Origin of the sequence: Treponema denticola (assembly GCF_024400535.1) — a bacterium.
GTDB classification, from domain to species: Bacteria; Spirochaetota; Spirochaetia; order Treponematales; family Treponemataceae; genus Treponema_B; species Treponema_B denticola_C.
Window position 1 is genome coordinate 2571803 of the sequence record NZ_CP038800.1, and the last position, 25951, is coordinate 2597753.

Consider the following 25951-nt stretch of genomic DNA (forward strand, 5'->3'; position numbering starts at 1 on the left):
TTTAAATTTTTCTCCTCGTATAAAAATACATAATATCTTCAAGACTTGCATCTTCGCAAACCATTCCGGTAAATTTTTGATTTCCCTTATCCGAAACCAAAACCTCATAAGCATAGTCGGTTTTTCTATAACCGATATAATCATTACTATAAAATGACTTAAAAGTTTTTTCATCTATTTTTAAAAGCCCGTAATTTTTATTTATATTTTCTAAAGAAGAATCAAAAACCTTTTTACCCTCGCTTATAAAAATAATCTCATCGCAAATTTTTTCAAGTTCATTTGTTTGATGGCTCGAAATTAAAATCGAATGATTTTCATCAAGCATAAAGTTTCTTAAAAGATCTAAAAATTCTTTTTTAGAAACGGGATCTAAAAAATTAAGAGGCTCATCTAAAATCAAAAGCTCTGCCCCGTGGGAGAGGGCTATAGCAATTTGAAGCTTTTGCATAGTTCCCGAAGACAAGGCAGTCAAAAGCCTTGAAGGATGAATTTTAAAATCGTTTAGATATTTTTCATAAAGCTCCTGATTCCAATTTTTATAAATTCCCGCTAAAAATTTTCCTGCCTTTTTAGCCGTATATAATGGAGAAAAGAAATTATCGTTTATAACAAAACCTATCTTTTCCTTTATTTCTATATTCTCTCTTTTAAGCTCATCACCAAAGAGAAAAATTTTTCCGCTTTCAGGCAAGTACATATCAAGAAGGAGGCGGATAAGGGTTGTTTTCCCTGCACCGTTTTCTCCTATCAAACCCGTAACGCAGCCCCTCGGAAGCGAAAAAGAAATATCGTTTAACGAAAAAACCTTTTTACCGCGTCCTATCGAAAATGTAAGTTTTTCGATTTTTAATACATCATCGGATATCATAAACACCCCCTATAAACCTAATAAATACGCCTAAGGATTTCATATAGTTCCTCAGCATTTAGATTAATTTTTTTTGCTTGACCGCAAACTTCTTTTAATTTTTCTTCGATACTTTTTTTTATTGATTTTTCAATCTTTTTAAAATTTACATCGGCAACAAAATACCCCTTTGCAGGAACCGAATACAAAAAGCCTTCGCGAGCCAAGTCTTCATAAGACCGCTTTGTAGTGATGACGCTCACACGCAAAGATGCCGCCAAAGCCCTCATCGAAGGCATCGGCTCCTCTTTTTTTAAAGAGCCTAATAAAATTTGATTTTTTATCTGTTCTGAAAGCTGCTCATAAAGAGGAATCCCTGAAGAATTATTTAAAAAAATATTCACTCTTACTCCGCCTCCTGTTATTCTGTATATATTAAATATATACAGAATAACAATCTTTGTCAAGAGGGAAATTGAAAAAATTAAAACTTCTTGACAATTTATATAAAAAGCATAGAATGAATTGCTCTAAGGAAAACACAATGAAAACATTTATAGTTATTTGGTTCGGACAATTTATTTCGATGTTAGGTTCGGCTCTTTCTGCCTTCGGACTCGGAATATGGATTTTTCAAAAAACGGGAAACGCGGCATCCTTTGCAATGAGTGCAGCATGCACGGTCTTACCGGCTTTATTGTTTGCCCCTTTTGCAGGCTCAATTGCCGATAGAAAAAAACGTAAGGCTATTATTCTTCTTACCGACAGTATCGATGCCTTTTTAAAAATTTTAATAGTTACCCTTCTCATCTTTAACAAACTTGAACTCTGGATGGTCTACCCGTTGGTATTTATTTCAGGGACATTGGGCACATTTCAAAATCCGGCCTTTGGTGCATCTATCCCCATGCTTGTACCTACCGATAAGCTTACACGAGCTAACGGACTTTTACAGTTTTCATCTGCGATACAAAATTTATTAGCTCCTGTTATCGCAGGCTTTTTATATCCGCTGATAGAATTAAAAGGATTATTTATCATCGACTTTGTTTCATTCTTTTTTGCTTTAGCTTCCATTGCTTTTATAAAAATACCTCAGCCATTAATTGAAAAAACAAAGGACTCTTTAGTTTTAGCGGCTCTTAAAGATCTGAAATACGCATGGAAATATCTTATACAAAAAGAAGGCTTAATGCAGCTGATAGTTTTTTTTGCTTTTTTAAATTTTATTGCAAGCCTTTCAATGATTTTGTTAGGACCGCTTATGATGAGTGTTTACAATTCTCAAGCTTACGGTAATGTACAAGCCGGCATAGGCCTTGCCATGCTTTTAGGAGGACTTTGTTCAAGCCTCATCCCCGATACTAAAAATAAAATAAAACGTATTCTTTTAATATTATCCTTGTGCAGCATAGGGCCTATAATTTCAGGAACAACGCTCAACCGGATTATCATTACGGGCGGCTTTTTTATCTTTATGTTTCCCGTTCCATATGTAAACACTCTCCTCATGTCTATTTTTCAAATTAAGATAGAAAGAAATGTTTTAGGACGAGTCGGTGCTCTTATGACTGCCATTTTAGCGGCAATTACACCGATTGCATATCTATGTGCAGGCCCCCTTGCCGATTATGTTTTTGAACCTCTTATGAATGAAAAGGGCAGAGGTATAGGCCTCATCTTTATTATATCCGGAATCTTGCTGATTATAAGCTGTCTTCTCATGCGTTTAAACAAAACCGTAACAAGTATCGAAAAAAGACTGCCCGATTATGTAGACAATCAATAGGCTCCTCTAAAATTAAAAAAAATAGTTTTTAGCTGGAAAAATTTTAATACCTGTGTTACAATTATTCTATGGTCTAGGTGATAATGTTTAGATCTAATATTTTTATGGAGGAAATTGAATGAAACGTATTAAAGTTTTTTCGGCAATGCTTATCATTTTAATGCTGATCAGCCCTGTGTTTGCCGAATCCACACCTGTTCCGGGATTGAGCTTTTTTAAGCTTGATAACGGTTTGGAGCTCTTTGTACTCGAAAACCATGCAGTACCCCTTACCCGTATTCAGGTAACATTTAGGTGCGGAGCCCTTACCCAAACGCCGGAAACTTGCGGAATTTTCCATTTATATGAGCACATGCTCTTTAAAGGAAATAAAAAGTATCAAACCGAAACACAATTTTCGGCAGCCATGACGGAGCTGGGCGTAGCAGGCTGGAACGGAGGAACTTCCACCGAATATGTAACCTATTACATAACCTTGCCTTCTGACAAAACCGATAAGGGCTTGGAGTTTTGGTCTCATGCAATGCGCTATCCTCTTTTCGATAAAGAAGAACTCGAAATCGAAAAAGATGTAGTATGTAACGAAATCAACGGAAATCGAGCTAATCCGGGAGCTCCTATCAGTGCAACTGTAACAAAAAGGATGTTTTCAAAATATCCGTGGAGGCGTGATGTCGGAGGATATGATGCGGTTATCAGAGCTGCAACTCCTGAAATGCTTAAAGAGATGCAAAAGACTTATTATATTCCCAATAATGCGGCAATCTTCGTTGCAGGTGATGTAAATCCTAAAGAGGTTTACAATGAAGTAAAAAAATACTACGGAGATTGGGAAAAAGGAAAAGATCCTTGGAACCCCATGCCGGATCCTCAAGCTTTCCCTGCCGTAAAAGAACCTCTTTATCTCGTATATCCGGATCCCAGTTTTTATAAGGGGCTTGCGGTTTTTTATACGTATATGAGGGGGCCTGATGTAGTTAGAGAGCCTAAACCTACCTATGCCGCCGATATCTGGACTTCGCTTTACGATCTGCCATCAGGTCAATTTAAAAAGAATATTTTTGAAGCCGTTCCCAATCTTTATGAAAAAGATCAAACTTGGGCAAATTATTATACCCAAAGGGATGGAGGCCAAATCAGCTTCGGCTCTGTAGCTCTTGTCGATCCCTCAGTCCCAACCGGAAGACGTGCTAAAAATTTCCAAAAAGCAATCTATGCTGAAATAGAAAAAACTAAAAACGATGCCGCCTATTTTGAAAAAAAAGGATTTGAAATTGTAAAGCGTCAATTGGAAGATGCTGAAATTTTAGGCTTGGAAAAACCGGACGACTTTGTTGAAACTCTATCCTTTTGGTGGTCATCAGCTTCTGCCGATTACTTTTTCAATTATCTTAAAAATATGAACAAGGTAACAAAGGCCGATATCGATTCATTTTTACAAAAATATGTTTTAGAAAATCAGCCGATTATCATTGTAAGAATGAATGCCGAAGACTATAAAAATGAAATTGAAGCATTTAAAAAAGAAAACTTTAATCTTATAACCAGAGAAAATTGTTTTTGGTGGGGAGATAAAAAATGAAAAAAAAGATATTTATTACACTATGTATAATTGCACTGTTGTTTTCATGCAAAACAACTCCGCCCGCCCCGAAAATTGAAGGGCTTGACAATGCAAGCAGCTTTATGAAGTCCAATGTTCCTTTGATCAGTGAATATAGCTTGGATAACGGAATTAAGGTAATTGTAAAAAAACAAGATACCAATAGAATCTTCACAATGAGTGTAGTTTATTCAGGCGGTCTCGCCCTTATACCCCAAGGAAAAGACGGTTTGGAATCTTTAACTCTAAGTATGATGCTGAGAGGTTCAAAAAAATATTCCTATGAAGACATAAAAAAAATATCTTCTGAAAACTCAAGTACCATGAGTGCAAATACCGGAATAGATCTTTCGTGGCTCAATTTGACTACCATCGACAAATACTGGAATCAAATGCTCGATGTTTTTACCGATTCGATCATAAATCCTGTCTTTAATGAAAAAGAATTGGAACTTGTAAAAAAAGCGGCTTTAATGGACATCAAAAAACGAATGAGCGATCCTTATGATTTTACCGTAACAAAGCTTCACGAAAAAATTTTTAAGGACCATCCTTATTCTATCGAAAAAGACGGAACGGAAAGCTCCGTTTCAACTATAAAAATTGAAGACTTAAAACAATGGTATGCCGAAAAACTTACAGCCGATAGAATGTTCATCGTTGCAGTAGGAAACTTTAAAACATCGGATCTCATTTCACAACTAAACAAAACCGTCGGTAAAATTCCTGTAAAACAAAATAAGATACCCGAAGTAAAAAAGCTTGACATAAAACAAAATCTTTTTACGGAAGCCTTTGAAGAGTCCAAGGGAATTGCTTACATAAGAGGAGACTATATAATTCCGCCCGTACAATCAAAAGATTTTACAACATTAAGATTTACCTATACAATCTTAAACGAACTTCTTTTTGAAATTGTAAGAACTCAAAATGCTGCTTGTTATTCGGTATGGACAAACGCTCACGGGTTTAATTCAACCTATGGCTCCCTTGTAGTCTTTAAATCGGATAAACCCACAAAAGCAAAGACAGCCTTTGATGAAGCGATTGCAGTATTAGCTTCAGGACAAACAATTAACCTAAAAGGACAGGGAATAAAATCCGGTGAAGGAAGCGTAACAAAATCAAGCGGAAACACTTATGCACCGATTGCCGAAAACCTTGAAGCCTATAAATCCAAATTTATCAACGGCTTTTTCGGAAACCAACTTACCAATTCGGATGCAGCCGCTCAAATTATGTACAGTCAAGCCTATTATGGAAATCCTTATGAGTATCTGCGAATGATAGATAAGATAAATGCAATTACCTCTGAGGATATTATAAGGGTTACAAATGATTATATAGTGAACGGAAAAGTAAGCTGGATAGTCGTTGCGGATTCCGCTACCTTGTCAAAACTGGATAAATCCAAGTTTATGAAATTTACCGGTAATGTAAAAAAATAAAACTTTAAGGTAATCCAAAAACCTTAATTCAAAATTCAAAATTGAAAATCAAGACCGGTTAAAGAGTTAAAATTCTTATCGGTCTTGATTTTTGAGGCCATTCTCATTATACTTGTTAGATAGTTGATTGAAAACACCTAAAGGAAACAAAATGAAAAAGGCCATCGTAATTGCAAGTTTCGGTACAAGCTATGCCGAAACAAGAGAAAAAACTATTGATACTATCGAAAAAGAAGCAGCCGGCAGGTTTAAAGATTATGAAATTTTTAAAGCCTATACTTCAAACATGGTTAGAGCCATTCTTAAAAAAAGAGACTCCATCAATGTTGCATCTCCCAAAGAGATTATCCAAGAACTAAAAGGAAAAGACTTCTCCGAAATTTACATACAACCGACTCATATAATTCCGGGAGAAGAATATGAAAAGCTGCAATTTGAAAATACGATTTTGGGTCAACCCCTCTTACATGAAAATGCAGACTTGGATGAAATTATAAAAGCTCTCGAATTAAAAAAGCCCCAAGATGATACGGCAATAGTTTTTATGGGACACGGTTCTTCACATGAGGCAGATAAATTCTACGAGATCATGCAAAATAAACTCAATTCGCAGGGTCTTGAAAATGTCTTGATAGGAACAGTTGAAGGCTCCGTAGAACTAAAGGATATCTTACCTATTCTTGCCGAACGCAAAATAAAAAAAATTGAGCTTTATCCGTTCATGATGGTTGCAGGCGACCATGCCCACAACGATATGGCAGGAGATGAAGAAGACAGCTGGTTCACCATTTTAAAAAATGAGGGCTACGAGGTTAATGCCAATCTAAAAGGCTTGGGCGAATATCCTATGATCCGCGAAATACTTTACAAGTCTTTAGAAAATACAATCAATTGCCATAGAGGTTAAAATGAAAAATATTTTCGCGGTAGGAACAGGTCCGGGGTCTCCGGAGTATCTTACACTACAGGCAGTAAAAGCTCTTGAAAATGCAGACCTTATTTTTGCTCCCAACAATAAGGGAAAAAATATGGCCCTAGATACGGTAAAAGATTTTATAAAAGACAAAGAAGTTTTGTTTCTTGATTTCCCTATGGGCTTTGTATCTGAAGAAGATTATAAAATTCAAGCCGAAAAAATACTTAAAAAAACCAAAGAAAATTCGAATACCCTTATTTTAACTATAGGCGATCCTATGATATACAGCACATTTATTTACATGATGCCCTATTTTCAAATACCGGAAATCAATTTGCAAATTATCTCAGGAATTCCTTCTGCAGTGGCTGCTGCAGGAAGAGCACAAATTCCTCTTGCCGAAAAAGCTGAGGTGCTTACAATCACAGATCATTTAAATGAAGAAGTTTTAAATTCATCTTCATCTATAGCTCTTTTAAAAACATCGAAACAAAAAAGTCTTATACTAAAAGAATTTGAAAAAAACGGTTTTGACTATGTTTATATAAAAAGAGCAACAATGGAACATGAATCAATCCTCTCCAAAGATAAAAAAGAAAAAATTTTAGAAGACGAAGATTATATATCCTTAATCATCGCCCGCAAACAAAAAGGAAATTAGAAGATGAAAGGCATAATGATTTCCGCCCCGAACAGCAATTCGGGAAAAACTATCATATCTTCAGCCCTTCTTTATTCTTTAAAAAAAGAAGGCTTTGATATTTCCGCTTTTAAAACAGGCCCCGATCAGGTTGACCGCAAAATACTGGAAATCATCTCAGGCAAAAGAGCCGGAAACCTCGATCCATTTATGATGGATCAAAATGGAATGGAGTTTTCGCTCAATATTTCAAACTCGGAATACGCCCTTATTGAGGGAGTGATGGGCTGCTTCGACGGAATGGGAACTACCTCGGAAAATTCTTCCTTTGATACGGCAGAAAAAATCGGAAGCGATATTGTTTTGGTTTACGCACCGCAGGGCGAAATGTTTACGCTTATTCCAAAACTTAAAGGAATGATCGAATTTTCAAAAAACAGAATAAAGGGAATTATACTTAATAAACTCAACCCTAAACTTTTTCCTCTTTACAAGAAGATGATTGAGGATAATCTTGCTCTGCAAGTCTTAGGCTTTTTTCCTAAAATTTCCGAATTCGAAATTGAAGAATCATGTCTCGGCCTCGACATAGATGAACGGCTAAAGGATAAAAAATTTTTAGATGTTCTATATAAAATCGTAAAAGAAAATATAGACATTCAAAAACTTTTAAACTTATTTCAGCCTCTTAAAACAGGGAACAAGATAGAAATAAAAAAAACGAATACACGCACTGCAATCGCAATGGATGAGGCCTTTAATTTATATTATTCCGAAAATATCTTTTTACTTGAAAACAGCACTGAGGTAAATTATTTTTCGCCCCTTAAAGATACGGAACTGCCTGACTGTAAGTTTCTATATTTCGGAAGCGGCTAAATAAATAAATACAAGGATGCTCTTTCTCAAAATATTAAAATAAAAACGGCAATCAAAAAGTTTGCTGAAGCCGGCGGAAAAATCCTAGCTGAAGGCGAAGGTCTATCCTATCTTTTTGAAGACCTGGACGGTTTTAAAATGTGCGGAATTTTTCAAGGTTCGGTTGAGAGTACAAGAACCCTGCAAAATTTCGGATATAAACAACTTGAATTTATGCAGGACTGTATTTTAGGAAAAAAAGGAACTATCTTAAATGCCGCCGAATACCATAAATCAAAAGCATTAACTGAAATTCCTCCTATTTTCACAGTTAAAAAACCTTGTTCAACTTTGAGTTTTAAAGATGCTTATATATATAAAAACTGTTTAGGTCTTTTTCAAAACATCCATTTTATATATAATATTGAAAATTTTTATAATTTGATACAAATTTAGACGGTAAATTTTATTTTTCAAAAAATATAGACTTTTTCTTTAGAATATAATATAATATTAGGTATGACAGAAAAAAATAAATATAAAGAGCTGTCAAAGGAACAAATTCTCATCAAAATCCTTGAAACGGAATCTTTGATACACAGTGTTCAAGACGTTGATGTTCTTTTAGAGCAAATACTTACTGAAGCTCGGAGTGTTGTAAATGCTGATGCCGGTTCAATATATATAGCTGAAGGGGACAGGCTTGCAATACGATACGCCCAGAATAACACCCTGCAAAAAAAACTTCCGGCAGGAACAAAGCTTCCTTATATCTTTTTTGATTTTCCTATAGATAATCATACAATAGCCGGATACGCAGCAAATACAAAAACACTTATAAATATTCCGGATGTTTACAATATTGATGCCGATAAACCTTTTAAGTTCGGCAAAGCTACGGATGAAAAAACAGGCTATAAGACCGTTTCAAATTTAACTATCCCTATTCTTTCTATGTCGGGAATGCTCTTGGGAGTCCTTCAAGTACTAAATGCCCTTAACAAAGATGGTCAACCGGAAGCCTTTTCTCATGATGATGAAATTTATCTAAGTCATTTCGCTTCAAATGCCGGAATAGCTCTTGAACATGCTTTTATAACAAGGGCAATGGTTATGCGTATGATCAAGACGGCTGAACTACGCGATCCGCGGGAAACGGGAATGCATGTAAACAGAGTTGCAAATTATTCCGTTGAAATTTATGATAGATGGGCATTTAATAACAGCATACCTATGTCCGAGCAAACAAAATACCGTGACTACCTAAAAATTGCATCGATGCTTCATGACATTGGAAAAGTCGCAATTTCGGATCTGATTTTAAAAAAAGCCGGAAAGTTAACCGATGAAGAATTCTCGGTTATGAAAACCCATACATGGCTGGGAGCCCGTTTGTTTAATGGAAATGACTCCCCTCTTGATAAGCTCTCAATGGAAATAGCTTTGCGCCATCATGAAAACTGGGATGGGACAGGTTATCCCGGACATATTGATATAGAAACGGGAGCCCCGCTAAAAACGGATAAAAAAACAGGCTATGCACAAGGACTTAGAGGAGAAGAAATCCCTCTTGGAGCAAGAATTGTAGCAATGGCCGATGTCTACGATGCCCTTTCTTCAAAGCGCTCCTACAAAGACTCATGGACCGAAGAAGACATACTTGAAGAATTAAAGAAAATGAGCGGAAAGAAATTCGATCCGGAAATAGCAAAAGCTTTCTTTGAAGTGCTTGAAAGAATCCAAGCCATTAAAGCCCATCTTGCAGATGAATAGTTTTTATTAAGTCCTAAAATAAAAAATATAGATAAGCAACAAAGCCAAAGCGCCTATAGCAAGGCTGTAAATCCACCAAGGAAGAGGATCATCGTACCTATTGGATTTATATTTTGAGCGGTATTCTTTTAGTTTATTCCTATGATATTTTTTTGTGTTCTTATTGGAGTCGGAACTTACAGCAAAGCCGCAAGAGGGGCATCCGTTTATAAATTCATCCGTATGCCCCATATAATTACAAGAAGGGCATCTTACCGAAGCAAAAAAACGTCCGCAATGAGGACATACCTTAGTATTCCGTTTTACCTCTTTCCCGCAGTTTTCGCAAAAAAACTTAGGCAGATGCCCTTTTTCTACCTTGCCCATAAAATCCTAGTGCTTACATGTTGAGCATGAAGATGAAGAACAACCTGAACAGCCGCCTGATGCAGCTTTTGGAGCAGAAGAATCGTTTACATAAAAACCGGATCCTCTAAAGTTAATTCCTAAACCTCCGGAAATAACTCTTCTTACAGGTTTACCGCACTCAGGACATACGGATATAGGTTCATCACTCATTCGCTGAAAAACCTCAAAATCATGACCGCAAGAATCGCAGACATACTCATAAGTTGGCATCTTTAAACTCCCATTTAATAATTATATAAAGACTTTATTATTTCGATAATTTTAGCTTCAGTAACGGATCTGTTTTCTATAATCAGCTTATTCTCTTCAAGTTTTACATCAGCTTTAAGCTGATTTTTAAAAAACAATCTCAATAAGGAAGCCGTCATCAAATTTTTAGTTTCGATACTTAAATCGTATAGATATTCATTTTCAACTTCCGGATTCTTTTTTAAGTACATCTCTATTACACCTACAGGAAGCCCGAGCTGAACCCCTATTATCTGTCCTAAAAAAAAGTCCCCGTTTTTTACAAAGAGCCCTATATCCTGAGAACCGGAATTTACAAGGGCATCAAAACGCTGTGGAAAAAGAGCTTCCTCAGGCTTATTCAACTTTCCTAAAAAAACTTCCATATTCTGCCTGTCATTAGGGCCCATAACCAGACAGGCTATTTGAGGAGATGGAATAGAAACATCAACATAGGACGATTTATAATACTTATACTTTTCCTTTGTTTTTTTAGGCTCCCATCCGTTCTTCTTCTTAAAAATACTGTCAGTCATTCCGTATGGATATTTACCAGTAGAACAAATCCTAATTTCCGTAAGCCTGTCTTTTATAAATACACCGGAATATACTGCTGTAGTCCGGCTCAAGGCCTGCTTCATGGAGTCTCCGCCGACAGAAGTCAAAATAGGCTCCGCTATTTTTTTATTTTTCTCGATAGGCATATAAATATACATATCGGCATCATCGCCTATCATGCCGAAGGGTCTTACAATCCCCGGAAGAGGCGGTGCGGTTTTACATGAAGCAAAAACCAAAATAAAAATGAGTGCAGCAAGGGTATTTCTAATTATTCTTTTCAATTCCAATCTCCCATTCATAATCGCCGGCTTCAACAAGGCTTGTTTTAATGGAACCGAGCTTTGTCAATTCTCCGGTTTTAAGCCAAGAGGATTGCACAGTCAAGGTTTCATCACAAACATAGTCCTTAAAAAGCTCAAAAGCTTTTTCCAGCTCTTTATTATCGGCATTTTTTTGAGAGGCTGAAAGATAAAGTTTAATTCTATCGGTAACATCAAGGCCGCATTCCTTACGCAAGGTCTGAATACCTCTTACCAAGTCCCTGATATAACCTTCCATCAAAAGCTCTTCAGTCAGCTCGGTATTAAGACCTACGGTTAGGGTTCCTTCATTTACTATTTTTAAGGAGGCCTTTTCGATTCTATTTATCACAATTTTATCGGCGGTTATTTCTACCGATTTTCCTTCGATGTCGATACTTAAAGTAGCTCCCTCCATTATGTTTTGAATTTCACTTGAATTCATCTGTTCAATTATGGCAGCAGCCTTTTTCATAAGGGGGCCTAATTCTTTTCCGAGAACTTTAAAATTAGCCTTGGCCGAATATTCTACAAGCTCATCTTCTTTTTCGTGGAAGATAACCTCTTTAACATTGAGCTCCTCGATTATGCTTTCTTCCATTTCCAAAAGAACTCTTTTTTCTTCGGGATTGAGAGTTACTATTTCGACTGCCTTTAAGGGCTGCCTTATCTTTAAGTTAAACTGATAACGCAGGGCTCTTCCCATTGAAACAGCCTTTTGAACCGTCTTCATTTTAAATTCCAGCTCACTGTTTCTTATCTTTTCGTTATACTCGGGATAGTCTGCAAGATGGATAGAAAGAGCATCGCTTTCGGTCCGTAAATTCTGCCAAATGCTTTCCGTAATAAACGGCACTACCGGAGCCGCAACAAGAGAAAATTTCTTTAAGGCACGGTAGAGGGTCTCGTAGGCTTGAGCCTTGTCCCCGTCATTTTCGCTTTTCCAAAAGCGGCGGCGGGAACGGCGGATATACCAGTTATTTAAAAGGTCAATATATTCTACCATCGGCGGAATAGCTTGAGCAAGGTCATACTTGTCGAGAGCTTCCGTTACATCGGCAACAAGTTTTTCGGTTACCGATAAGATCCACAGGTCTAAGGGATTATTTAATTTAGCTAAAAATTCTTCTACCCCCTCATCCTTTCCGTCAAGCTTTGCATTATGAGGAGGCTTTACTCCGTCTATATTGGCATAGGTTATATAGAAACTGTAGCTGTTCCAAAAAGGAATTAAAATTCCTTTAAGAACATCTCGCACTCCTTCATCAGAATATTTTAAGTCGTCAGCCTTTACAACATTCGAGTTCATCAAAAAGAGCCGGAGGGCATCAGCGCCGAATTGTTTTATAACCTCGTTGGGATCGGTGTAGTTGCGTAAGGACTTTGACATCTTCTTACCGTCCTCGGCAAGCACAAGGCCGTTTACGATACAGTTTTTAAAGGCCGGCTCATCAAAAAGAGCCGCCGCTAAAATCGTTAAAGTATAAAACCATCCGCGGGTCTGATCCAAACCTTCTGAAATAAAATCGGCAGGGAAGTTTTTTTCAAAGTGTTCTTTGTTTTCAAAAGGATAGTGCTGCTGAGCATAGGGCATCGAACCCGACTCAAACCAGCAGTCCAAAACTTCAGGCACACGCTTCATCGTTCCGCCGCATTTTTTACAGGGAATACTTATCTTATCGACAAAGTGCTTGTGCATATCTTCAGGGAACACGCCTGAAAGATCTTTTAATTCCTCCCTGCTTCCCACACAAATTGTTTCACCGCAATCGGCACACTTCCAAATAGGAATTGGATTTCCCCAATACCGGTTTCGGCTGATAGCCCAGTCTCGTGCACCCTCAAGCCATTTTCCGAAGCGGCCTGTCTTTATATGGTCGGGCTGCCAATTTATTTTTGAGTTAGCATTAAGGAGCTTATCCTTTATCTTTGTAACCGAAACAAACCAACTTGCAACGGCCCTGTATATCAATGGGCTTGAGCATCTCCAGCAATGCGGATAGGAGTGTAAAATCTGAGCCCGCTTAAAGAGCTTGTCTTCGGCTTTTAACTTTTCCATAATTTGCTTGTCTGCATCTTTTACAAAAAGGCCTTGGTAGTCGGAAACTTCGTTAGTGAATTTACATTCGGCATCGACAGGACAAACGGTCGGAACTCCGGTATCTTTAAATATCCGGTTATCGTCTTCACCGAAGCCGGGAGCCGTGTGAACAATTCCCGTTCCGTCCTCGGTTGTAACAAAGTCGCCTATCAAAACCCTAAAGGCACCCTGCCCCGCTTCAGCGTTTTTTCCGTCTTCATCTGCGGCGAGGTTTTTAAAATAAGGAAAGAGGGGCTCATACCGCAAGCCTTCAAGCTCTGCACCCTTCCTTGTCCAAATCAGCTTATACTCTTTTGCTTCTTCTTTTCCGTTCTTTGCAAAATAAGCTTCAAGCCGAGGCACGGCCATTATATAGTGAGCTCCGTCATATTCTATTAAGGCATAGTCGATATCCGCACCCACAGCAAGCCCGAGGTTACTCGGCAAAGTCCAAGGAGTGGTTGTCCATGCTAAAAGATAGGTATCGGAAGGAAGAGCGTTTTTTCCCTCAAAGGCCTTGCCTGCAGGAGAAGTCTTTACAGGCGAAAGAGCTTTAAAGCGTACGGTTATTGCAGGGTCATGAACATCCTTGTAGCCGCCTAAGTTAAGCTCATGGTTTGAAAGAACCGTAGAACACCTCGGACAATATGGAAGAATATAGTAGCCTTCATACAAAAGGCCTTTTTCCCAAAGACTTTTCATAATCCACCAAATAGATTCCATAAAGGCCGGTTCCATGGTCTTATAATCGTTTTCAAAGTCAACCCAGCGGCCTAAGCGTGTAATCGTTTGTTTCCATTCTTTTACATAACGCAAAACGCTGGCACGGCAGGCTTCGTTAAATTTATCTATACCATATTTTTCTATATCGGTCTTTGAATTAAGCCCAAGTTCTTTTTCGATTAAATTTTCAACGGGAAGGCCGTGGCAGTCCCACCCGAAGCGGCGCTCTACCCTAAAGCCCTTCATTGTCTTATATCGCGGAATAATATCCTTAATTGTTCCGGGAACAAAGTGACCGAAATGAGGCAGTCCTGTAGCAAAGGGAGGGCCGTCAAAAAAAACATAGTTAGCTCCCCCATCCCGTAATGAAACGGATTTTTTAAACACATCGTTTTTTTCCCAAAATTTTAAAACATCTTCTTCTTGTTTTGCAAAATCAGCTTTAGGGTCTACAGGTTTATACATTAGAAAACTCCAAAATAAAAAATTATAGTTAAGAATTATACTATTTTTTTAAAAATTGTACAACGCCTTAATTAGTTCTTAAGTTTTAATAAAACTAAAAGCCGAATTTTTATCTCATACTGAAAAGGGTAAGTTGTAAAATAAATTGCCCTAAAAATAAATAAAAAAGGTTCATCTGAACCAAAAAACCATTATAATGAAATTAGGAAAAACAAAGATAATGGGGAACAGATGAACCAGAAGAATGATACCATAAAAAGTAAAAAATGGAAACACCTTAGCGAAAAAGAAAGATATGCGATAGAAGCATTATTCAAAAGCGACTATAATGCAAGGCAAATTGCACAGTCTTTAAATAGGGATAGAAGAACGATACAGAGGGAGATAAAAAGGGGAATGGTAATAAAAGTAACAGAAAATCCATATGTAAGCCGTAATCCAAAAGTTCCTGACTATCTTGAAAAGACAGTTTACTCGGCACGAAAAGGACAACAAAGAGCCTATAAAATGAAATTACTAAAAGGCCGTGGTTTAAAAATAGGTAAGGATAAAAAACTTTTACATTATTTGGAAACATGTATAGCGGATAATAAATTTTCTCCTGATGCCGCTATAGGACAAATAAAAGAACTAGGCTTACAGTTTCCGGTTATGATATGCACCAAAACTGTATACAATATGATAGACAGAGGGGAATTTTCTAGGCTTACAAACAAAGATTTACCTGTAAAACGCAATAAAACTAAACGAAAATATAAAAAAATAAGCAAAATTGCTAAAAACAACATAAAAGGACGCAGTATTGAACAAAGAAGTGAACAGATAAATAAAAGACAGGAAAAAGGACATTGGGAAATGGATTTGGTGATAGGTAAAGGAAGATGCTGCTTACAAGTTATGACTGAAAGAGTTACTAGAAAAGAATTAATATTTAAAATCCCCGATAAAAAACAGGAAAGTATTAAAAAAAATATAGATATGCTTGAGATGAAATATAAAGATGAGTTTAAAGAAATATTTAAAAGCATAACCATGGATAACGGGACTGAATTTTTAGACCAAGAAGGCCTTGAAACCTCTTGTTTAAAAGAAGGAGAAAAAAGGACAACTTGTTATTATGCACATCCTTATAGTTCTTGGGAAAGAGGAAGCAATGAGAATGCTAATAAATTAATTAGACGCTTTATACCAAAAGGAGCAGATATAAGTAAATATAGTGACATACAAATAAAACAAGTAGAGAATTGGATAAATAATTATCCTAGACGGATGTTTGGCTATAAAACGGCCAATCAAATGTATACATGAATTTCATAAAAATGGTATTTTTTGGGCAATACCTCTTACAATTTATATCTCATACTGAAAAGCTTTTCCCTAACTTGAACTGTCCCCTCTAAAAGTGTATAATGGCAGGCTATGCAAGAATCTAAACCGCTTATAATTCAAGGAGACCGCTCCATTCTTTTGGATATTCACGACCCGGAAGCCAATGAGGCTCGCTTTGCTCTTATTCCCTTTGCGGAGCTTGAAAAGTCGCCTGAACATCTTCATACTTACAGGCTGACCCCCCTCTCGCTTTGGAATGCGGCAGGTGTCGGGCTTTCAGCCGATTCTATTATGAAAACTCTCACGGGCTTTTCCCGCTTTAAGGTTCCCGACTCTATCTTGGTTTGGATGAAAGAAACGATGGGCCGTTACGGTAAAATAAAGCTCCTCCCCCTTGAAAAGCCTCAAGAAGAAAAAAATGGAGCTGAGGAGAAGACCGATGTTGAAGGAAGCGGCGAAAATCAAGCTGACGGAATAAAGCACGAAACTCCCTATGCGGAATTTTTGCGCCTTAAGCCTGAAAATGCTCTTATTTTTAAGGAATTAAAAAGCAGCAAGATTCTTTTAAAATATTTAATAGAAGACCCCGATGAGGAAAACTCTTTTTTGATATCCCTTTTAAATAGGGGAACTGTAAAGCAAGCTCTTTTAAAACAGGGCTGGCCCGTGCAGGATGAGGTTCCCCTCCGCGACGGAGAGCCCTTGGATATTTCCCTAAAAGAAAAGACTTCAAGCGGTACCGAATTTGAAATCAGGGATTATCAGCGGGATGCGGCCTCTTCCTTTGTCGGCGATAAGTCGGCAGGAACCGGCTTCGGCACAATTGTTCTTCCCTGCGGATCGGGAAAAACCATAGTCGGAATGCTTACGATGAGCCTTCTTAAAACAAGCACCCTTATTCTAACCCCCAATGTAGCAGCCGTTTACCAGTGGAGACGGGAGCTTTTGGATAAGACAAACATAAAAGATGAGGATATAGGTTTATACACGGGCGAGGTAAAGGAAATAAGGCCTGTTACGATAGCGACTTATCAGGTACTCACTTGGAGGCCCAACACCGATGCGGCCTTCCCTCATTTTAAGATTTTTAGAGAGAGGGCTTGGGGGCTTATCATCTATGATGAGGTTCACCTATTACCGGCTCCGGTTTTTAGAATTACGGCAGAGCTTCAAGTTATAAGAAGGCTCGGGCTTACTGCGACCCTTGTGAGAGAGGACGGCTGTGAAGGCGATGTGTTCAGCCTTGTCGGGCCTAAGAGATTCGATGTGCCCTGGAAGGACCTTGAGCAAAAGGGCTGGATAGCAAAAGCTTATTGTACCGAAATCCGGGTAAACATTGCTCCTTCAAAAGAGATAGAGTACGCAGTGGGTACCACTCGCGAAAAGCACCGCATTGCAAGCGAAAACCCTGCAAAGCTCGAAATAGTAAAAAAACCTTTGACCAAGCACAAGGAAAATCAAATCCTTATAATCGGGCAGTACTTGTCCCAGCTCGAAACGATTGCAAAAGAAATAAATGCCCCCCTGATCACGGGAAAAAATACGAATGCCGAGCGGGAGCTTTTGTATGATTTATTTAGAAAGGGAGAGATAAATGTTTTGGTGGTTTCTAAGGTTGCAAATTTTGCAATTGATCTGCCTGATGCATCCGTGGCTATTCAGGTTTCGGGCGTTTTCGGAAGCCGGCAAGAAGAAGCTCAGCGTTTGGGCCGAATCTTGAGGCCTAAAGAATGCGATTCACATTTTTACAGCATTGTAACCCGCCAAACTATAGAAGAGGGCTTCGCCGAAAAACGTCAAAAGTTTTTAGCCGAGCAAGGCTATGACTACTCGATTCTTACCGAAGCCGAATTGGATATTTGCGAGGAAAGCTCATCCTAATTTAAGGAAAATAAATGAATATTGTTTTGTTTTCAGATGATGATTGTGTAAATCCCGATTGTATAAACGGCGGCTGTGTCTTTTACAAAAATGATGAACGCTATCTTCACATAAAAAAGGTTTTGCACTTAAAAGAAGGCGATGTTTTTAAGGCCGGAATCATAAACGGAAAAATAGGCGAAGCTCTTATCTCTCACCTTTCAGAAGAAAAAATAGTTTTTTCCTTTTGTCCGAATGAACCCGATAAAAACTTAGATAACACAGATGCCGATAAAATTGAGAGTAAGCCTCTGCCCCTTCCGCCCATAAAAATAATTCTGGGCTTTCCCCGCCCCATTCAGCTGAGGCGTATCCTGAGGGACGCTGCGAGTTTGGGCTTTGCAGAAATCGTACTATGCGGTACGGAATTGGGGGAGCGTTCCTATTTAAAATCGAACCTTTCAAGCCCTGGAGAAATAAAAAAATATCTTTTAGACGGTATCTCGCAAGCCGGCCAGACCCTGCTGCCCGAATTTTCTTTTTGCGGCTCGGTAAAAGAAGCCTTAAAAGATTTAAAGGCCGCCTCGTTCAAGGGCAGCAAGGTGCTCCTCGACATAGGCGATTTCCCCTCCCTTTCAACATTTAGAATGACAAAGGGTGAAAGCATTCTTATCGCAATAGGAAGCGAAAGGGGTTGGACTCAAAATGAAAGGGAAGCTTTTTTTTCCGAAGGCTTTATTTCTTATTCCATGGGAAAACGCATTTTACGCACCGAAACCGCCCTTACTTCTGCTCTGTCCGTTCTTCTTGCAAACAACGGCTTTTGGGAATAGGGTCATCTTCCGCCCCTATATTTTTTCTTAAAAATATGATATACTCCCTAAAATATCGTTCGGAGGGTATCATATGGAATTGAAAGAAAACAAGTTTGAACAAATAAAATATTTATTATCCGAAAAACGGTATATTGAAGTACAGCGGACATTGGCCGAGTTAAACGAAGTCGATATAGCCGAATTCCTTGAAGCCGAGTCTGCACAAAATGCCATTCTTATGTTCCGAATGCTGCCTAAAAGCATGGCAGCCGAAGTTTTTACCCTTTTACCCACAGAACAGCAAAGCCGTTTTATAGCCGCCGCTACCGATAAGGAGCTTGTTTCAATATTGGATGAAATCTTCTTAGATGATATGGTAGACATTGTTGAAGAAATGCCCGCAAATGTCGTCAAAAAAATCCTAAAAAATACGGGCAAGGAAGAGCGGATGCTCATCAACCAATTTTTAAAATATCCCAAGGACTCGGCGGGAAGTCTTATGACCATAGAGTATGTAGGCTTAAAAAAAGGGATGACGGTAAAGCAGGCCCTTGACTATATCCGCAAGATAGGCTTGGAAAGTGAAACCATTTACACGTGTTATGTTACCGATAAAAATAGAGTCCTTGAAGGTTTTATTTCTCTTAAAGAATTGGTGCTTGCCGATGAGGATAAAAAGATTGAACAGATTTTTAATAAAGAATATATATGCGTAAACACCCATGACGATCAGGAAAAGGTTGCTTTCACTTTTAAGAAATACGGCTTTTTGGCTCTTCCAGTTGTCGATAACGAAAACCGCCTCATCGGTATCATTACCGTCGACGACATAATGGATGTTATGGAGCAGGAGGCTACCGAAGACTTTCAGAGGATGGCCGCTATGCAGCCTAACGAAGAAACCTATCTTGAAACTGGAATCTTTAAACTTGCAACACACCGAATAGGCTGGCTTCTTTTACTCATGGTATCCGAAACATTTACAGGAACTATAATCGAGCGCTACACCCATGTGCTTGCCTCAATGACTATTTTGACTGCCTTTATTCCTATGTTGATGGACACGGGCGGTAATTCGGGCAGTCAATCTTCAACATTGATTATCCGAGGTTTGGCTACGGGAGAAATCGACTTAAAGGATTGGAAAAAGGTCTTTTTTAAGGAGTTGGGCATTGCCGTTTTGGTGGGCTTTACCTTAGGCCTTTTTAGCTTTTTAAAATCCGTATTCCTAGGCGGGAAAAATCCTATGATAGCCCTTACTGTAGGTGCTACCCTTGTTGCAACCGTAACTGTAGCAAAAATTACCGGCGGTCTTCTCCCCATTATGGCAAAAAAATTAAAACTCGACCCCGCGATTATGGCAGGCCCCCTGATTACAACCATTGTAGATACTGTAAGTTTGATTCTTTACTTTAAGATAGCTACGGTTTTGTGTGCAGGAATGTTTTAAGCCTATGAGTTTTTTAAGAAATCTGCGGTATAAAAAACTTTCTCAAAATGAAAGGGTCGAAGATTTGATAAAGGAAACCTTCCGAAAAACTATTCATCTTTGTACAGCCCTTGTTCCTCTCTTTGCAAGATATTTTTTTTATCCCACAGTTATAGCCTTATCCATAATAACATGTCTTTATACAGTCTTTGAAATTCTAAGATTAAAGGGCTATCAGATTTTTATGGTTTCAAGCATTACGGGCTTTGCTGCACGAGAACGGGATAGGGGAAAATTTGTGCTGGGTCCAGTAACTCTTTCTATAGGCGTTATAAGCGCCCTTCTTATCTTCCCATTTAAGGAAGCAAGTATAGGGATTATGGCTTTGGCCCTCGGAGACGGCCTTGCAAGCCTTGTCGGAAAATTTTTTGGAAGGCAGCACCTAAACATTTCAAAGGACAAAACTATAGCAGGAAGTGCCGCCTGCTTTACAGCCGTTTTTATTTCTACCCTTGCTATAAGCAGGAGTTTTATAAAAAGCTTTTTTATAGCAGCCATTGCAACGGGAACGGAAGCTCTTCCCTTAAAAGACTTTGACAATATACTGATACCGCTTGTCTGTGCAGGGGCTGCCTTAATATTGGGAGTCTAAGGTAGAGGCTATATAAATATTAGCCTAAGGCTATTTTTAAGATTTCTTCAGGGCTTGAGATTATTGCATCGGCTCCGGCTTGTTCCAATTCAGGGCGCTTTCTAAAACCCCATAAAACGCCGATTGTAAAAAGACCTGCATTTTTTCCGGTTTGAACATCCGTTGCCGTGTCTCCTATATAAAGGCAATCTTTTTTTTCGAGCTTGAGAATTTTTAAAATTTCATAGACACCTGCAGGGTCAGGTTTTAGGGCCACCGAATCCCGGGCTCCCAAGATACATGAAAAAGTGTTTTCGCCGAAGATTGTCTTAACAACCTTTTCTGTTGTGGAATGAGGCTTATTTGAAAGCACATTGACCGAAATCCCGTTTTTGATTAAATCCGCTAAAAGCTTTTTAATTCCCGGATAGGCCTCACATAGATAAACGGGATCGGCATCATAGGCTGCATTATATTCTGTAAGAATTTTTTCTTCTAAGGCCTTATCGTTTTTTCCTGCACGTTCAAGAACTCTTTGTATAAGCTTTCTTGCTCCGTTGCCGGTTAAGATTTTAAATTCTTCCGCATCTACAGGCGGTATGCCGTATTTAGCCGTTTCAGTATTTACAAAATGAGCTATCGAATAAAGGGAGTTAGTTAAGGTCCCGTCCAAATCAAAAATACATGCTTTTTTCATAAGGCCTCTATTCTAACAAAAATAAAAAAACTATTCAAGCTAAAGTTAAAAGTCTACTTCCCTTTGTTCTGCTTTTTGTGTATGATAAGCCCATGGGTAAAAAATTTGAAAAAGAATTGCCGGTTTGCGGCTTTGAAAGCTGTCTTGCTTTGGCAAAACATCATCCCGAAAAAATCTCCCGCCTGTTTTTTTCGGAAAAAAGAGCAAAGCAGTTCGGCGAAGTTTGTAAGTATTTGGCTTCCAATAAAAGGTTATATAGAATAGTTTCTGAGGATGAATTGGAAAAGCTCTCGGAATCGGTGCATCATCAGGGTGTAACGGCGATGATCTTTGAGCCTGAAATTCCTGTTTTAGAGCATGAAGAAATAAACATGTGGGCTCAAAATAAAGGACATGTTCTAATGCTCGATGAAATAGGAAATGCAAACAACTTGGGAGCAATAATAAGAAGTGCCGCTTTTTTCGGTATAGAAAATATAGTTTTAACAAAAGAAGATAAACAGGCCTCGATTACGACCTCGGCTTATAGGGTCGCGCAGGGCGGAATGGAATTTGTAAAAATCTTTAAGGTTTCATCGACGGCTTGGTTTTTGCGACAGTGCCGAGGAAGGCTCACCTGTATAGGTACGGACTTAAGAGCTCACCACGAAATAGCTGACCTTGGAAGATTAGTCGAAAAAGATGAGGCTTGTGTTATTGTCTTAGGAAATGAAGAGAGGGGAATCAGCGAGGAGGCTAAAAAGCTTTGTGCCCACCTTGTAAAAATAAAGGGAAGCGGCAATGTGGAAAGCTTAAATGTCGCTCAAGCCGCAACCCTTTTTTGCCATAGTCTTAGTGCAACAAACCCTCGATCTTTTTAATTACATATTCTTTTAAGGGGAGACCCGCAATCTTAATATCTTTCGGATCTTCATAATTTGGAATAAGTTTAAAAAAGTTAATATAAATTTTATTTCCTTTAATATAAAATTCTTCTGCATGGGCAGGAATAAAGATGAGCTCGATCTCATCGAATTTTGTTGAGGCCTTGTACTTTTCCGTAAGCTCTGCAAGGTTTAGCGTTTTAATCGGAGCCATCATATTATGCATGGTCTGCAAGTCTTCCAAAATCCACATATTGTTATTCCAAAAGCGGCTCTCGCTTAAAGTGCGGTTATTCAGTTTTTCCCTATTGGAAATTGCAGACATAACCCTGCGGACGGAATCTTTCGAAAAGTCTTCATTGTAAACGACTTCCATCTGAGGCTTTTCGGCAATGCTCATAAAGTAATCGTCACCCATCTTATCCTTTGAAGCTACGCTTTCCCAAAAGAAAATCATCATTTCCAAAACATCAAAATCAATCTTTATATTTTTCATAAAGAAACCTCCATAAGTTTTAACCGCTTAGAGTTTACACCTATTGCCGTTTTTTTTCAATGAGTAACAGTTAAAAGCCGCCTATAATTTTCCGACTTCTTCTTTAGAAAGCCCTGTGATTGTATAAATATCTTCAAGCGGATAATTCATGTTTTTCATGATTTTTGCCGTTTCAATGGCTTTTTGATGTGAACCTTCAGCTCGGCCTTCTGCCAATCCTATGCTTCTTCCTTTCTCCTGGCCTTCCGCCAAGCCCTCTCTTCTAGCTGCACTGCGTTCATCTTCCACATACATCCGGTATTTTTCGTCAGAGAGTTCTATTGCCATTCGCCTCTCTTCATCAGTTACCCTAAAGAGTGTTGCTTCTGCCATTTTTATACCCTCCTCTAATTTACACAATTCTTCCAACATTCCGCTTTTTTTGTCTTCTTCATAGTTGGCCAAAAACCTTATCCAAAAATCTTTTAAGCTATACTCTTCCAATCTCTTTTTCATAGTATAAACTATTAGCTCGTTTAATTCAACATAAAGATATTGAATTATCGAGCTTTCAGGCATCTTTACAAGCTCTGCGTTTTTAGGAACATCGCAACCGAAAACAGAAAGGCTTATAGCGTACAAAAAGTCATCTTCCTTGGGCTCCGTCTTTAAAAAGCGGGAAGCGAGCCGCATAAGGTACATTTGACTTCTGCGAGGATAGTTTGTTTTCCAAAACTGCTGCATTTCAAGGTCTACAATAAGACCGTTGTCGGTTCTAATCAAAAAATCGAGGCGGTAAGTTTCTCCCGAAGGTCTATCGCGGATAAGCTCGGTATTTATGATTTCGGCCTTATTGATTCGTGCGGAGGGTTTAATACCCCGACGCTTGCGTCGTAACAAAGGGTATTAAAGCCGACTGCAACCACCTTATGAGAACAACAACCCAGACGCTCGCGTCGGGGTTGTTGATTTTACCGTAAGAATCTTCCAAAAAAGCGTTTAAAAAGCTTGTAAGGGCTTTATTGCCTTCTTCGCCTTTTGAAAACATCAGCTTAAAAACCCAATCTGTTTTTGGGTTTAAAATAATTTTTTCATTTGACATAACTTTTCTCCCTAATAATAATTTGCATACCAAATCAATGGTTAGAATAAAGCAAAAAATTCTTTTATGCCTTATCATTATTATTGTAGGATTTTATTTCATTTAAGAGTAAAATTTGGAAAAATTATTTTTTTATTCGTGCGGAGGGTTGTTGATTCCCGAAACCCACTTGGTGTTCAATATCAAGATAACCGCAACAAGACCGGCAGTGAGGTTTGAAAAAAGGTTTCCCCAATATATTGAATAGTAGGAAAGAAACCTTTCTGTTGCAAGAATAAAAATATATCGTAAAAGCCAGATACGCAAAACACCCAGCATTAACGGAACTTTAGTTTTTCCTAGGCCGATAAAGGCTCCTTGAATTGTCATACAGACACCGAAACCTATGACCGAATATGTATAAATATGCAGGGCCTTAACGGCAATATCGCCGATTTCGGGCATTTCCGGCTTAAACATCGATACGAGATAGGCAGAAGAAGGCACAATAATAGCAATCAGCACCGCTCCGCTTATAGCACTTATAATACAGCCTAAGAGACAAGCTCTTTTTGCCTTTTTCGGATTTCCGGAGCCTATGTTCATGCTGACCATGGTTGTAACGGCGGCACTAAAACAGCCGGGAATATTAAAGCAAATTGTAGATATATTGCTTGCGATACTTTGTCCGTTTAAAATAACAGCCCCATAGGGCTCCATTTCGTTATTTATAAGGAAAAAACCGAGATAAACAAAGGCATAATTAAGCATTGCAGGGAAGCCTACGTGTAAGAGCTCTTTGAGAGTAGGAGAAGAAAACTTAAATTTTTTTAAACTAAGCTTATCGGGGTTCTTCTTTAAAAAAAGGTCATAGAACATCCACGCTGCTACTACCATATTGGCTAAAAGAGAAGCTAGTACACAGCCGTCTATTTTCATTCTAAAAATATATAAAAAGATAAAATTGCCTATTATTTTGATTATAAGCATTATAATCATTCTAAAAAAAGGTGCTTCAGGCTTGCCGTTTGCATTTTTTATACCATTATATATAGCTTCCATAAAGCTGAGAGGCATTACAAAACAGTAAAGCGAAATGTATCTAAAAACCAAGGGAGCTATTTCGCTTTTGAGGGTATAGCTTATTATTGTTCCTATTATAAATAAAAGAGGAATTGATGCTATTCCCAATAAAAAAGAAAATACAAAAATTTGGGTTGCAACCTTTTTACTTTCATCAATATCGCCTCGTCCATTGAGCTGTCCGATAATTGCCGTAGCTCCAACACTCAAGCCCTGGCCGAGAGCTAAAACAATGGATATAATGGGCTGGGAAAAACTTACTGCACTGGCTGTTACATGGTCCGTAAGCCTGTTTATAAAAAGGCCGTCCGTAAAGGGCATCATAGCTTGCAGCATTGCCATCATAAGGGCAGGCAAAGAAAGTATGAGTAAGGTTTTGACAGGGGATGCAGTTAAAATGAGTTCACGCCTTTGTGCCGTAGTTTGTCCGGTAAATTTAAGTTTCATATTCCGATTAGTTTACTCTATTATCAAAAAATATGGAAGACACTTCCTTTATATAATTGAATCTTTTAATAAATTGTATTATCTTTAAATATAAAGACTGCTCTTAGGTAGATAGATCATTTTATTAAAGAGGTTAAAATGAAAAAAGAAATGTTTACTATCCCCAAAAATTATCTTGTTTTAATTGCCGGTATCTTATGGATTATTTGCAGGCACTATGGTTTTTAAAACCGGAGCCCCTATTCTATTTGCCATGAAAAGTTCTATTGCCTTTATTTTAAGCCTAGTTATTTTTTTTATATTTTATTGGATCATTTTTAGAAATCTTGTTTTCAAACATGTAGAGCGGATAAGAGATACGATGGATGAGAGGGGGTACATCTGGCAGTTCTTTGATCTTAAATCTTATATTATTATGTTTGTAATGATGACAGGCGGAACTATTGTACGAAAATTAAACCTTGCCCCCGATTATGTAATCGGCCCCCTATATTCAGGCATAGGACTTGCTTTATTTTCTTGCGGTACAAGATTCATCGCCGGCTTTTTAAAAAAGTATGTTCATCAGTCTAAATCCGGTACTTAAAAAACTTTATCTTG

22 protein-coding genes and 2 pseudogenes are annotated in these 25951 nt (G+C 38.1%); 14 read left to right on the plus strand and 10 right to left on the minus strand.

Features of this window, described 5'->3' with window-relative positions; translation table 11 throughout:
- Position 1 precedes the first annotated feature (1 nt).
- Both E4N78_RS12200 and E4N78_RS12205 read right to left on the minus strand, forming a co-directional pair.
- Positions 2 to 871 carry an ABC transporter ATP-binding protein gene (locus tag E4N78_RS12200; protein ID WP_255810807.1) on the minus strand — a complete coding sequence of 290 codons (870 nt, stop codon included), beginning with the start codon at positions 869 to 871 and terminating at the stop codon, positions 2 to 4.
- A 17-nt stretch (positions 872 to 888) separates the two neighbouring features.
- Positions 889 to 1254 (minus strand): GntR family transcriptional regulator, encoded by a 366-nt coding sequence (locus tag E4N78_RS12205; RefSeq protein WP_255810808.1) that lies wholly within the window; start codon positions 1252 to 1254, stop codon positions 889 to 891.
- 140 nt (positions 1255 to 1394) lie between these two features.
- Here E4N78_RS12205 and E4N78_RS12210 point away from each other — a divergent pair, with 140 nt between their 5' ends.
- The 7 genes and pseudogenes from E4N78_RS12210 (at position 1395) to E4N78_RS12245 (ending at position 9877) form a co-directional block, all read left to right on the plus strand.
- The gene (locus E4N78_RS12210; protein ID WP_255810809.1) at positions 1395 to 2639 is read left to right on the plus strand and encodes an MFS transporter; all 1245 of its coding nucleotides are present in this window, start codon (positions 1395 to 1397) and stop codon (positions 2637 to 2639) included.
- A 118-nt stretch (positions 2640 to 2757) separates the two neighbouring features.
- On the plus strand, positions 2758 to 4221 hold the full coding sequence (locus E4N78_RS12215) for a M16 family metallopeptidase (protein WP_255810810.1): 1464 nt from the start codon (positions 2758 to 2760) through the stop codon (positions 4219 to 4221).
- Positions 4218 to 5690, plus strand: coding sequence for a M16 family metallopeptidase (locus E4N78_RS12220; protein WP_255810811.1), 1473 nt, complete (start codon positions 4218 to 4220; stop codon positions 5688 to 5690). The genes E4N78_RS12215 and E4N78_RS12220 overlap by 4 nt, the downstream gene beginning before the upstream one ends.
- A 151-nt stretch (positions 5691 to 5841) precedes the next feature.
- A complete protein-coding gene (locus E4N78_RS12225; protein WP_255810812.1) occupies positions 5842 to 6597 on the plus strand; it encodes a sirohydrochlorin cobaltochelatase in 756 nt (251 codons plus the stop codon).
- A 1-nt stretch (position 6598) separates the two neighbouring features.
- Entirely contained in the window at positions 6599 to 7267 is a 669-nt protein-coding gene (locus E4N78_RS12230) for a precorrin-2 C(20)-methyltransferase (RefSeq protein WP_255810813.1), read from the plus strand.
- 3 nt (positions 7268 to 7270) lie between these two features.
- Positions 7271 to 8560: pseudogene (locus E4N78_RS12235) on the plus strand (cobyrinate a,c-diamide synthase).
- 63 nt (positions 8561 to 8623) lie between these two features.
- Positions 8624 to 9877: an HD domain-containing phosphohydrolase gene (locus E4N78_RS12245; RefSeq protein WP_255810815.1), complete on the plus strand. Its 1254-nt coding sequence runs from the start codon at positions 8624 to 8626 to the stop codon at positions 9875 to 9877.
- Positions 9878 to 9883: 6 nt separating this feature from the next.
- Here the strand turns inward: E4N78_RS12245 and E4N78_RS12250 are convergent, their stop codons facing one another.
- Genes E4N78_RS12250 through ileS form a run of 4 tightly spaced genes read right to left on the minus strand, consistent with a single transcriptional unit; the run spans position 9884 to position 14641 of the window.
- Positions 9884 to 10243: a zinc ribbon domain-containing protein gene (locus E4N78_RS12250; RefSeq protein ID WP_255810816.1), complete on the minus strand. Its 360-nt coding sequence runs from the start codon at positions 10241 to 10243 to the stop codon at positions 9884 to 9886.
- 6 nt (positions 10244 to 10249) lie between these two features.
- Complete coding sequence (locus tag E4N78_RS12255) at positions 10250 to 10495, minus strand: FmdB family zinc ribbon protein (RefSeq protein WP_255810817.1); 246 nt, start codon at positions 10493 to 10495, stop codon at positions 10250 to 10252.
- Between the two features lie 14 nt (positions 10496 to 10509).
- Positions 10510 to 11355 carry a hypothetical protein gene (locus E4N78_RS12260; protein WP_255810819.1) on the minus strand — a complete coding sequence of 282 codons (846 nt, stop codon included), beginning with the start codon at positions 11353 to 11355 and terminating at the stop codon, positions 10510 to 10512.
- The gene (gene ileS / locus E4N78_RS12265; RefSeq protein ID WP_255810820.1) at positions 11339 to 14641 is read right to left on the minus strand and encodes an isoleucine--tRNA ligase; all 3303 of its coding nucleotides are present in this window, start codon (positions 14639 to 14641) and stop codon (positions 11339 to 11341) included. The genes E4N78_RS12260 and ileS overlap by 17 nt, the downstream gene beginning before the upstream one ends.
- A gap of 231 nt (positions 14642 to 14872) precedes the next feature.
- Here ileS and E4N78_RS12270 point away from each other — a divergent pair, with 231 nt between their 5' ends.
- The 5 genes from E4N78_RS12270 (at position 14873) to E4N78_RS12290 (ending at position 20726) form a co-directional block, all read left to right on the plus strand.
- Complete coding sequence (locus E4N78_RS12270) at positions 14873 to 15949, plus strand: IS30-like element ISTde2 family transposase (protein WP_255810821.1); 1077 nt, start codon at positions 14873 to 14875, stop codon at positions 15947 to 15949.
- A gap of 111 nt (positions 15950 to 16060) precedes the next feature.
- Positions 16061 to 17851, plus strand: coding sequence for a DNA repair helicase XPB (locus E4N78_RS12275; protein ID WP_255810822.1), 1791 nt, complete (start codon positions 16061 to 16063; stop codon positions 17849 to 17851).
- Between the two features lie 14 nt (positions 17852 to 17865).
- The gene (locus E4N78_RS12280) at positions 17866 to 18663 is read left to right on the plus strand and encodes a 16S rRNA (uracil(1498)-N(3))-methyltransferase (RefSeq protein ID WP_255810823.1); all 798 of its coding nucleotides are present in this window, start codon (positions 17866 to 17868) and stop codon (positions 18661 to 18663) included.
- A 73-nt stretch (positions 18664 to 18736) separates the two neighbouring features.
- Complete coding sequence (gene mgtE / locus E4N78_RS12285) at positions 18737 to 20095, plus strand: magnesium transporter (protein ID WP_255810824.1); 1359 nt, start codon at positions 18737 to 18739, stop codon at positions 20093 to 20095.
- A 4-nt stretch (positions 20096 to 20099) separates the two neighbouring features.
- On the plus strand, positions 20100 to 20726 hold the full coding sequence (locus tag E4N78_RS12290) for a diacylglycerol/polyprenol kinase family protein (protein ID WP_255810825.1): 627 nt from the start codon (positions 20100 to 20102) through the stop codon (positions 20724 to 20726).
- 19 nt (positions 20727 to 20745) lie between these two features.
- Here the strand turns inward: E4N78_RS12290 and E4N78_RS12295 are convergent, their stop codons facing one another.
- Positions 20746 to 21402 carry an HAD family hydrolase gene (locus tag E4N78_RS12295; RefSeq protein WP_255810826.1) on the minus strand — a complete coding sequence of 219 codons (657 nt, stop codon included), beginning with the start codon at positions 21400 to 21402 and terminating at the stop codon, positions 20746 to 20748.
- Between the two features lie 92 nt (positions 21403 to 21494).
- On the opposite strand from E4N78_RS12295, the gene E4N78_RS12300 reads away from it, so the two are divergent.
- The gene (locus E4N78_RS12300; protein WP_255810827.1) at positions 21495 to 22262 is read left to right on the plus strand and encodes a TrmH family RNA methyltransferase; all 768 of its coding nucleotides are present in this window, start codon (positions 21495 to 21497) and stop codon (positions 22260 to 22262) included.
- Here the strand turns inward: E4N78_RS12300 and E4N78_RS12305 are convergent.
- The 3 genes and pseudogenes from E4N78_RS12305 to E4N78_RS12315 form a co-directional block, all read right to left on the minus strand.
- The gene (locus tag E4N78_RS12305; RefSeq protein WP_002667070.1) at positions 22234 to 22761 is read right to left on the minus strand and encodes a TDE2712 family protein; all 528 of its coding nucleotides are present in this window, start codon (positions 22759 to 22761) and stop codon (positions 22234 to 22236) included. The genes E4N78_RS12300 and E4N78_RS12305 overlap by 29 nt on opposite strands.
- Before the next feature lie 81 nt (positions 22762 to 22842).
- Positions 22843 to 23842: pseudogene (locus tag E4N78_RS12310) on the minus strand (PD-(D/E)XK nuclease family transposase).
- 132 nt (positions 23843 to 23974) lie between these two features.
- Complete coding sequence (locus E4N78_RS12315) at positions 23975 to 25351, minus strand: MATE family efflux transporter (protein ID WP_255810829.1); 1377 nt, start codon at positions 25349 to 25351, stop codon at positions 23975 to 23977.
- A gap of 253 nt (positions 25352 to 25604) precedes the next feature.
- Here E4N78_RS12315 and E4N78_RS12320 point away from each other — a divergent pair, with 253 nt between their 5' ends.
- Positions 25605 to 25937 (plus strand): hypothetical protein, encoded by a 333-nt coding sequence (locus E4N78_RS12320; protein WP_255810830.1) that lies wholly within the window; start codon positions 25605 to 25607, stop codon positions 25935 to 25937.
- Positions 25938 to 25951: the final 14 nt, after the last annotated feature.

What these genes read in the sequence shown, in the direction of transcription:
- E4N78_RS12200 (WP_255810807.1), bottom strand. Translation starts at nt 871, where the DNA reads ATGATATCCGATGATGTATTAAAAATCGAAAAACTTACATTTTCGATA.
- E4N78_RS12210 (WP_255810809.1), top strand. Translation starts at nt 1,395, where the DNA reads ATGAAAACATTTATAGTTATTTGGTTCGGACAATTTATTTCGATGTTA.
- E4N78_RS12215 (WP_255810810.1), top strand. Translation starts at nt 2,758, where the DNA reads ATGAAACGTATTAAAGTTTTTTCGGCAATGCTTATCATTTTAATGCTG.
- E4N78_RS12220 (WP_255810811.1), top strand. Translation starts at nt 4,218, where the DNA reads ATGAAAAAAAAGATATTTATTACACTATGTATAATTGCACTGTTGTTT.
- E4N78_RS12225 (WP_255810812.1), top strand. Translation starts at nt 5,842, where the DNA reads ATGAAAAAGGCCATCGTAATTGCAAGTTTCGGTACAAGCTATGCCGAA.
- E4N78_RS12230 (WP_255810813.1), top strand. Translation starts at nt 6,599, where the DNA reads ATGAAAAATATTTTCGCGGTAGGAACAGGTCCGGGGTCTCCGGAGTAT.
- E4N78_RS12245 (WP_255810815.1), top strand. Translation starts at nt 8,624, where the DNA reads ATGACAGAAAAAAATAAATATAAAGAGCTGTCAAAGGAACAAATTCTC.
- E4N78_RS12250 (WP_255810816.1), bottom strand. Translation starts at nt 10,243, where the DNA reads ATGGGCAAGGTAGAAAAAGGGCATCTGCCTAAGTTTTTTTGCGAAAAC.
- E4N78_RS12255 (WP_255810817.1), bottom strand. Translation starts at nt 10,495, where the DNA reads ATGCCAACTTATGAGTATGTCTGCGATTCTTGCGGTCATGATTTTGAG.
- ileS (WP_255810820.1), bottom strand. Translation starts at nt 14,641, where the DNA reads ATGTATAAACCTGTAGACCCTAAAGCTGATTTTGCAAAACAAGAAGAA.
- E4N78_RS12270 (WP_255810821.1), top strand. Translation starts at nt 14,873, where the DNA reads ATGAACCAGAAGAATGATACCATAAAAAGTAAAAAATGGAAACACCTT.
- E4N78_RS12275 (WP_255810822.1), top strand. Translation starts at nt 16,061, where the DNA reads ATGCAAGAATCTAAACCGCTTATAATTCAAGGAGACCGCTCCATTCTT.
- E4N78_RS12280 (WP_255810823.1), top strand. Translation starts at nt 17,866, where the DNA reads ATGAATATTGTTTTGTTTTCAGATGATGATTGTGTAAATCCCGATTGT.
- mgtE (WP_255810824.1), top strand. Translation starts at nt 18,737, where the DNA reads ATGGAATTGAAAGAAAACAAGTTTGAACAAATAAAATATTTATTATCC.
- E4N78_RS12290 (WP_255810825.1), top strand. Translation starts at nt 20,100, where the DNA reads ATGAGTTTTTTAAGAAATCTGCGGTATAAAAAACTTTCTCAAAATGAA.
- E4N78_RS12295 (WP_255810826.1), bottom strand. Translation starts at nt 21,402, where the DNA reads ATGAAAAAAGCATGTATTTTTGATTTGGACGGGACCTTAACTAACTCC.
- E4N78_RS12300 (WP_255810827.1), top strand. Translation starts at nt 21,495, where the DNA reads ATGGGTAAAAAATTTGAAAAAGAATTGCCGGTTTGCGGCTTTGAAAGC.
- E4N78_RS12305 (WP_002667070.1), bottom strand. Translation starts at nt 22,761, where the DNA reads ATGAAAAATATAAAGATTGATTTTGATGTTTTGGAAATGATGATTTTC.
- E4N78_RS12315 (WP_255810829.1), bottom strand. Translation starts at nt 25,351, where the DNA reads ATGAAACTTAAATTTACCGGACAAACTACGGCACAAAGGCGTGAACTC.
- E4N78_RS12320 (WP_255810830.1), top strand. Translation starts at nt 25,605, where the DNA reads ATGAAAAGTTCTATTGCCTTTATTTTAAGCCTAGTTATTTTTTTTATA.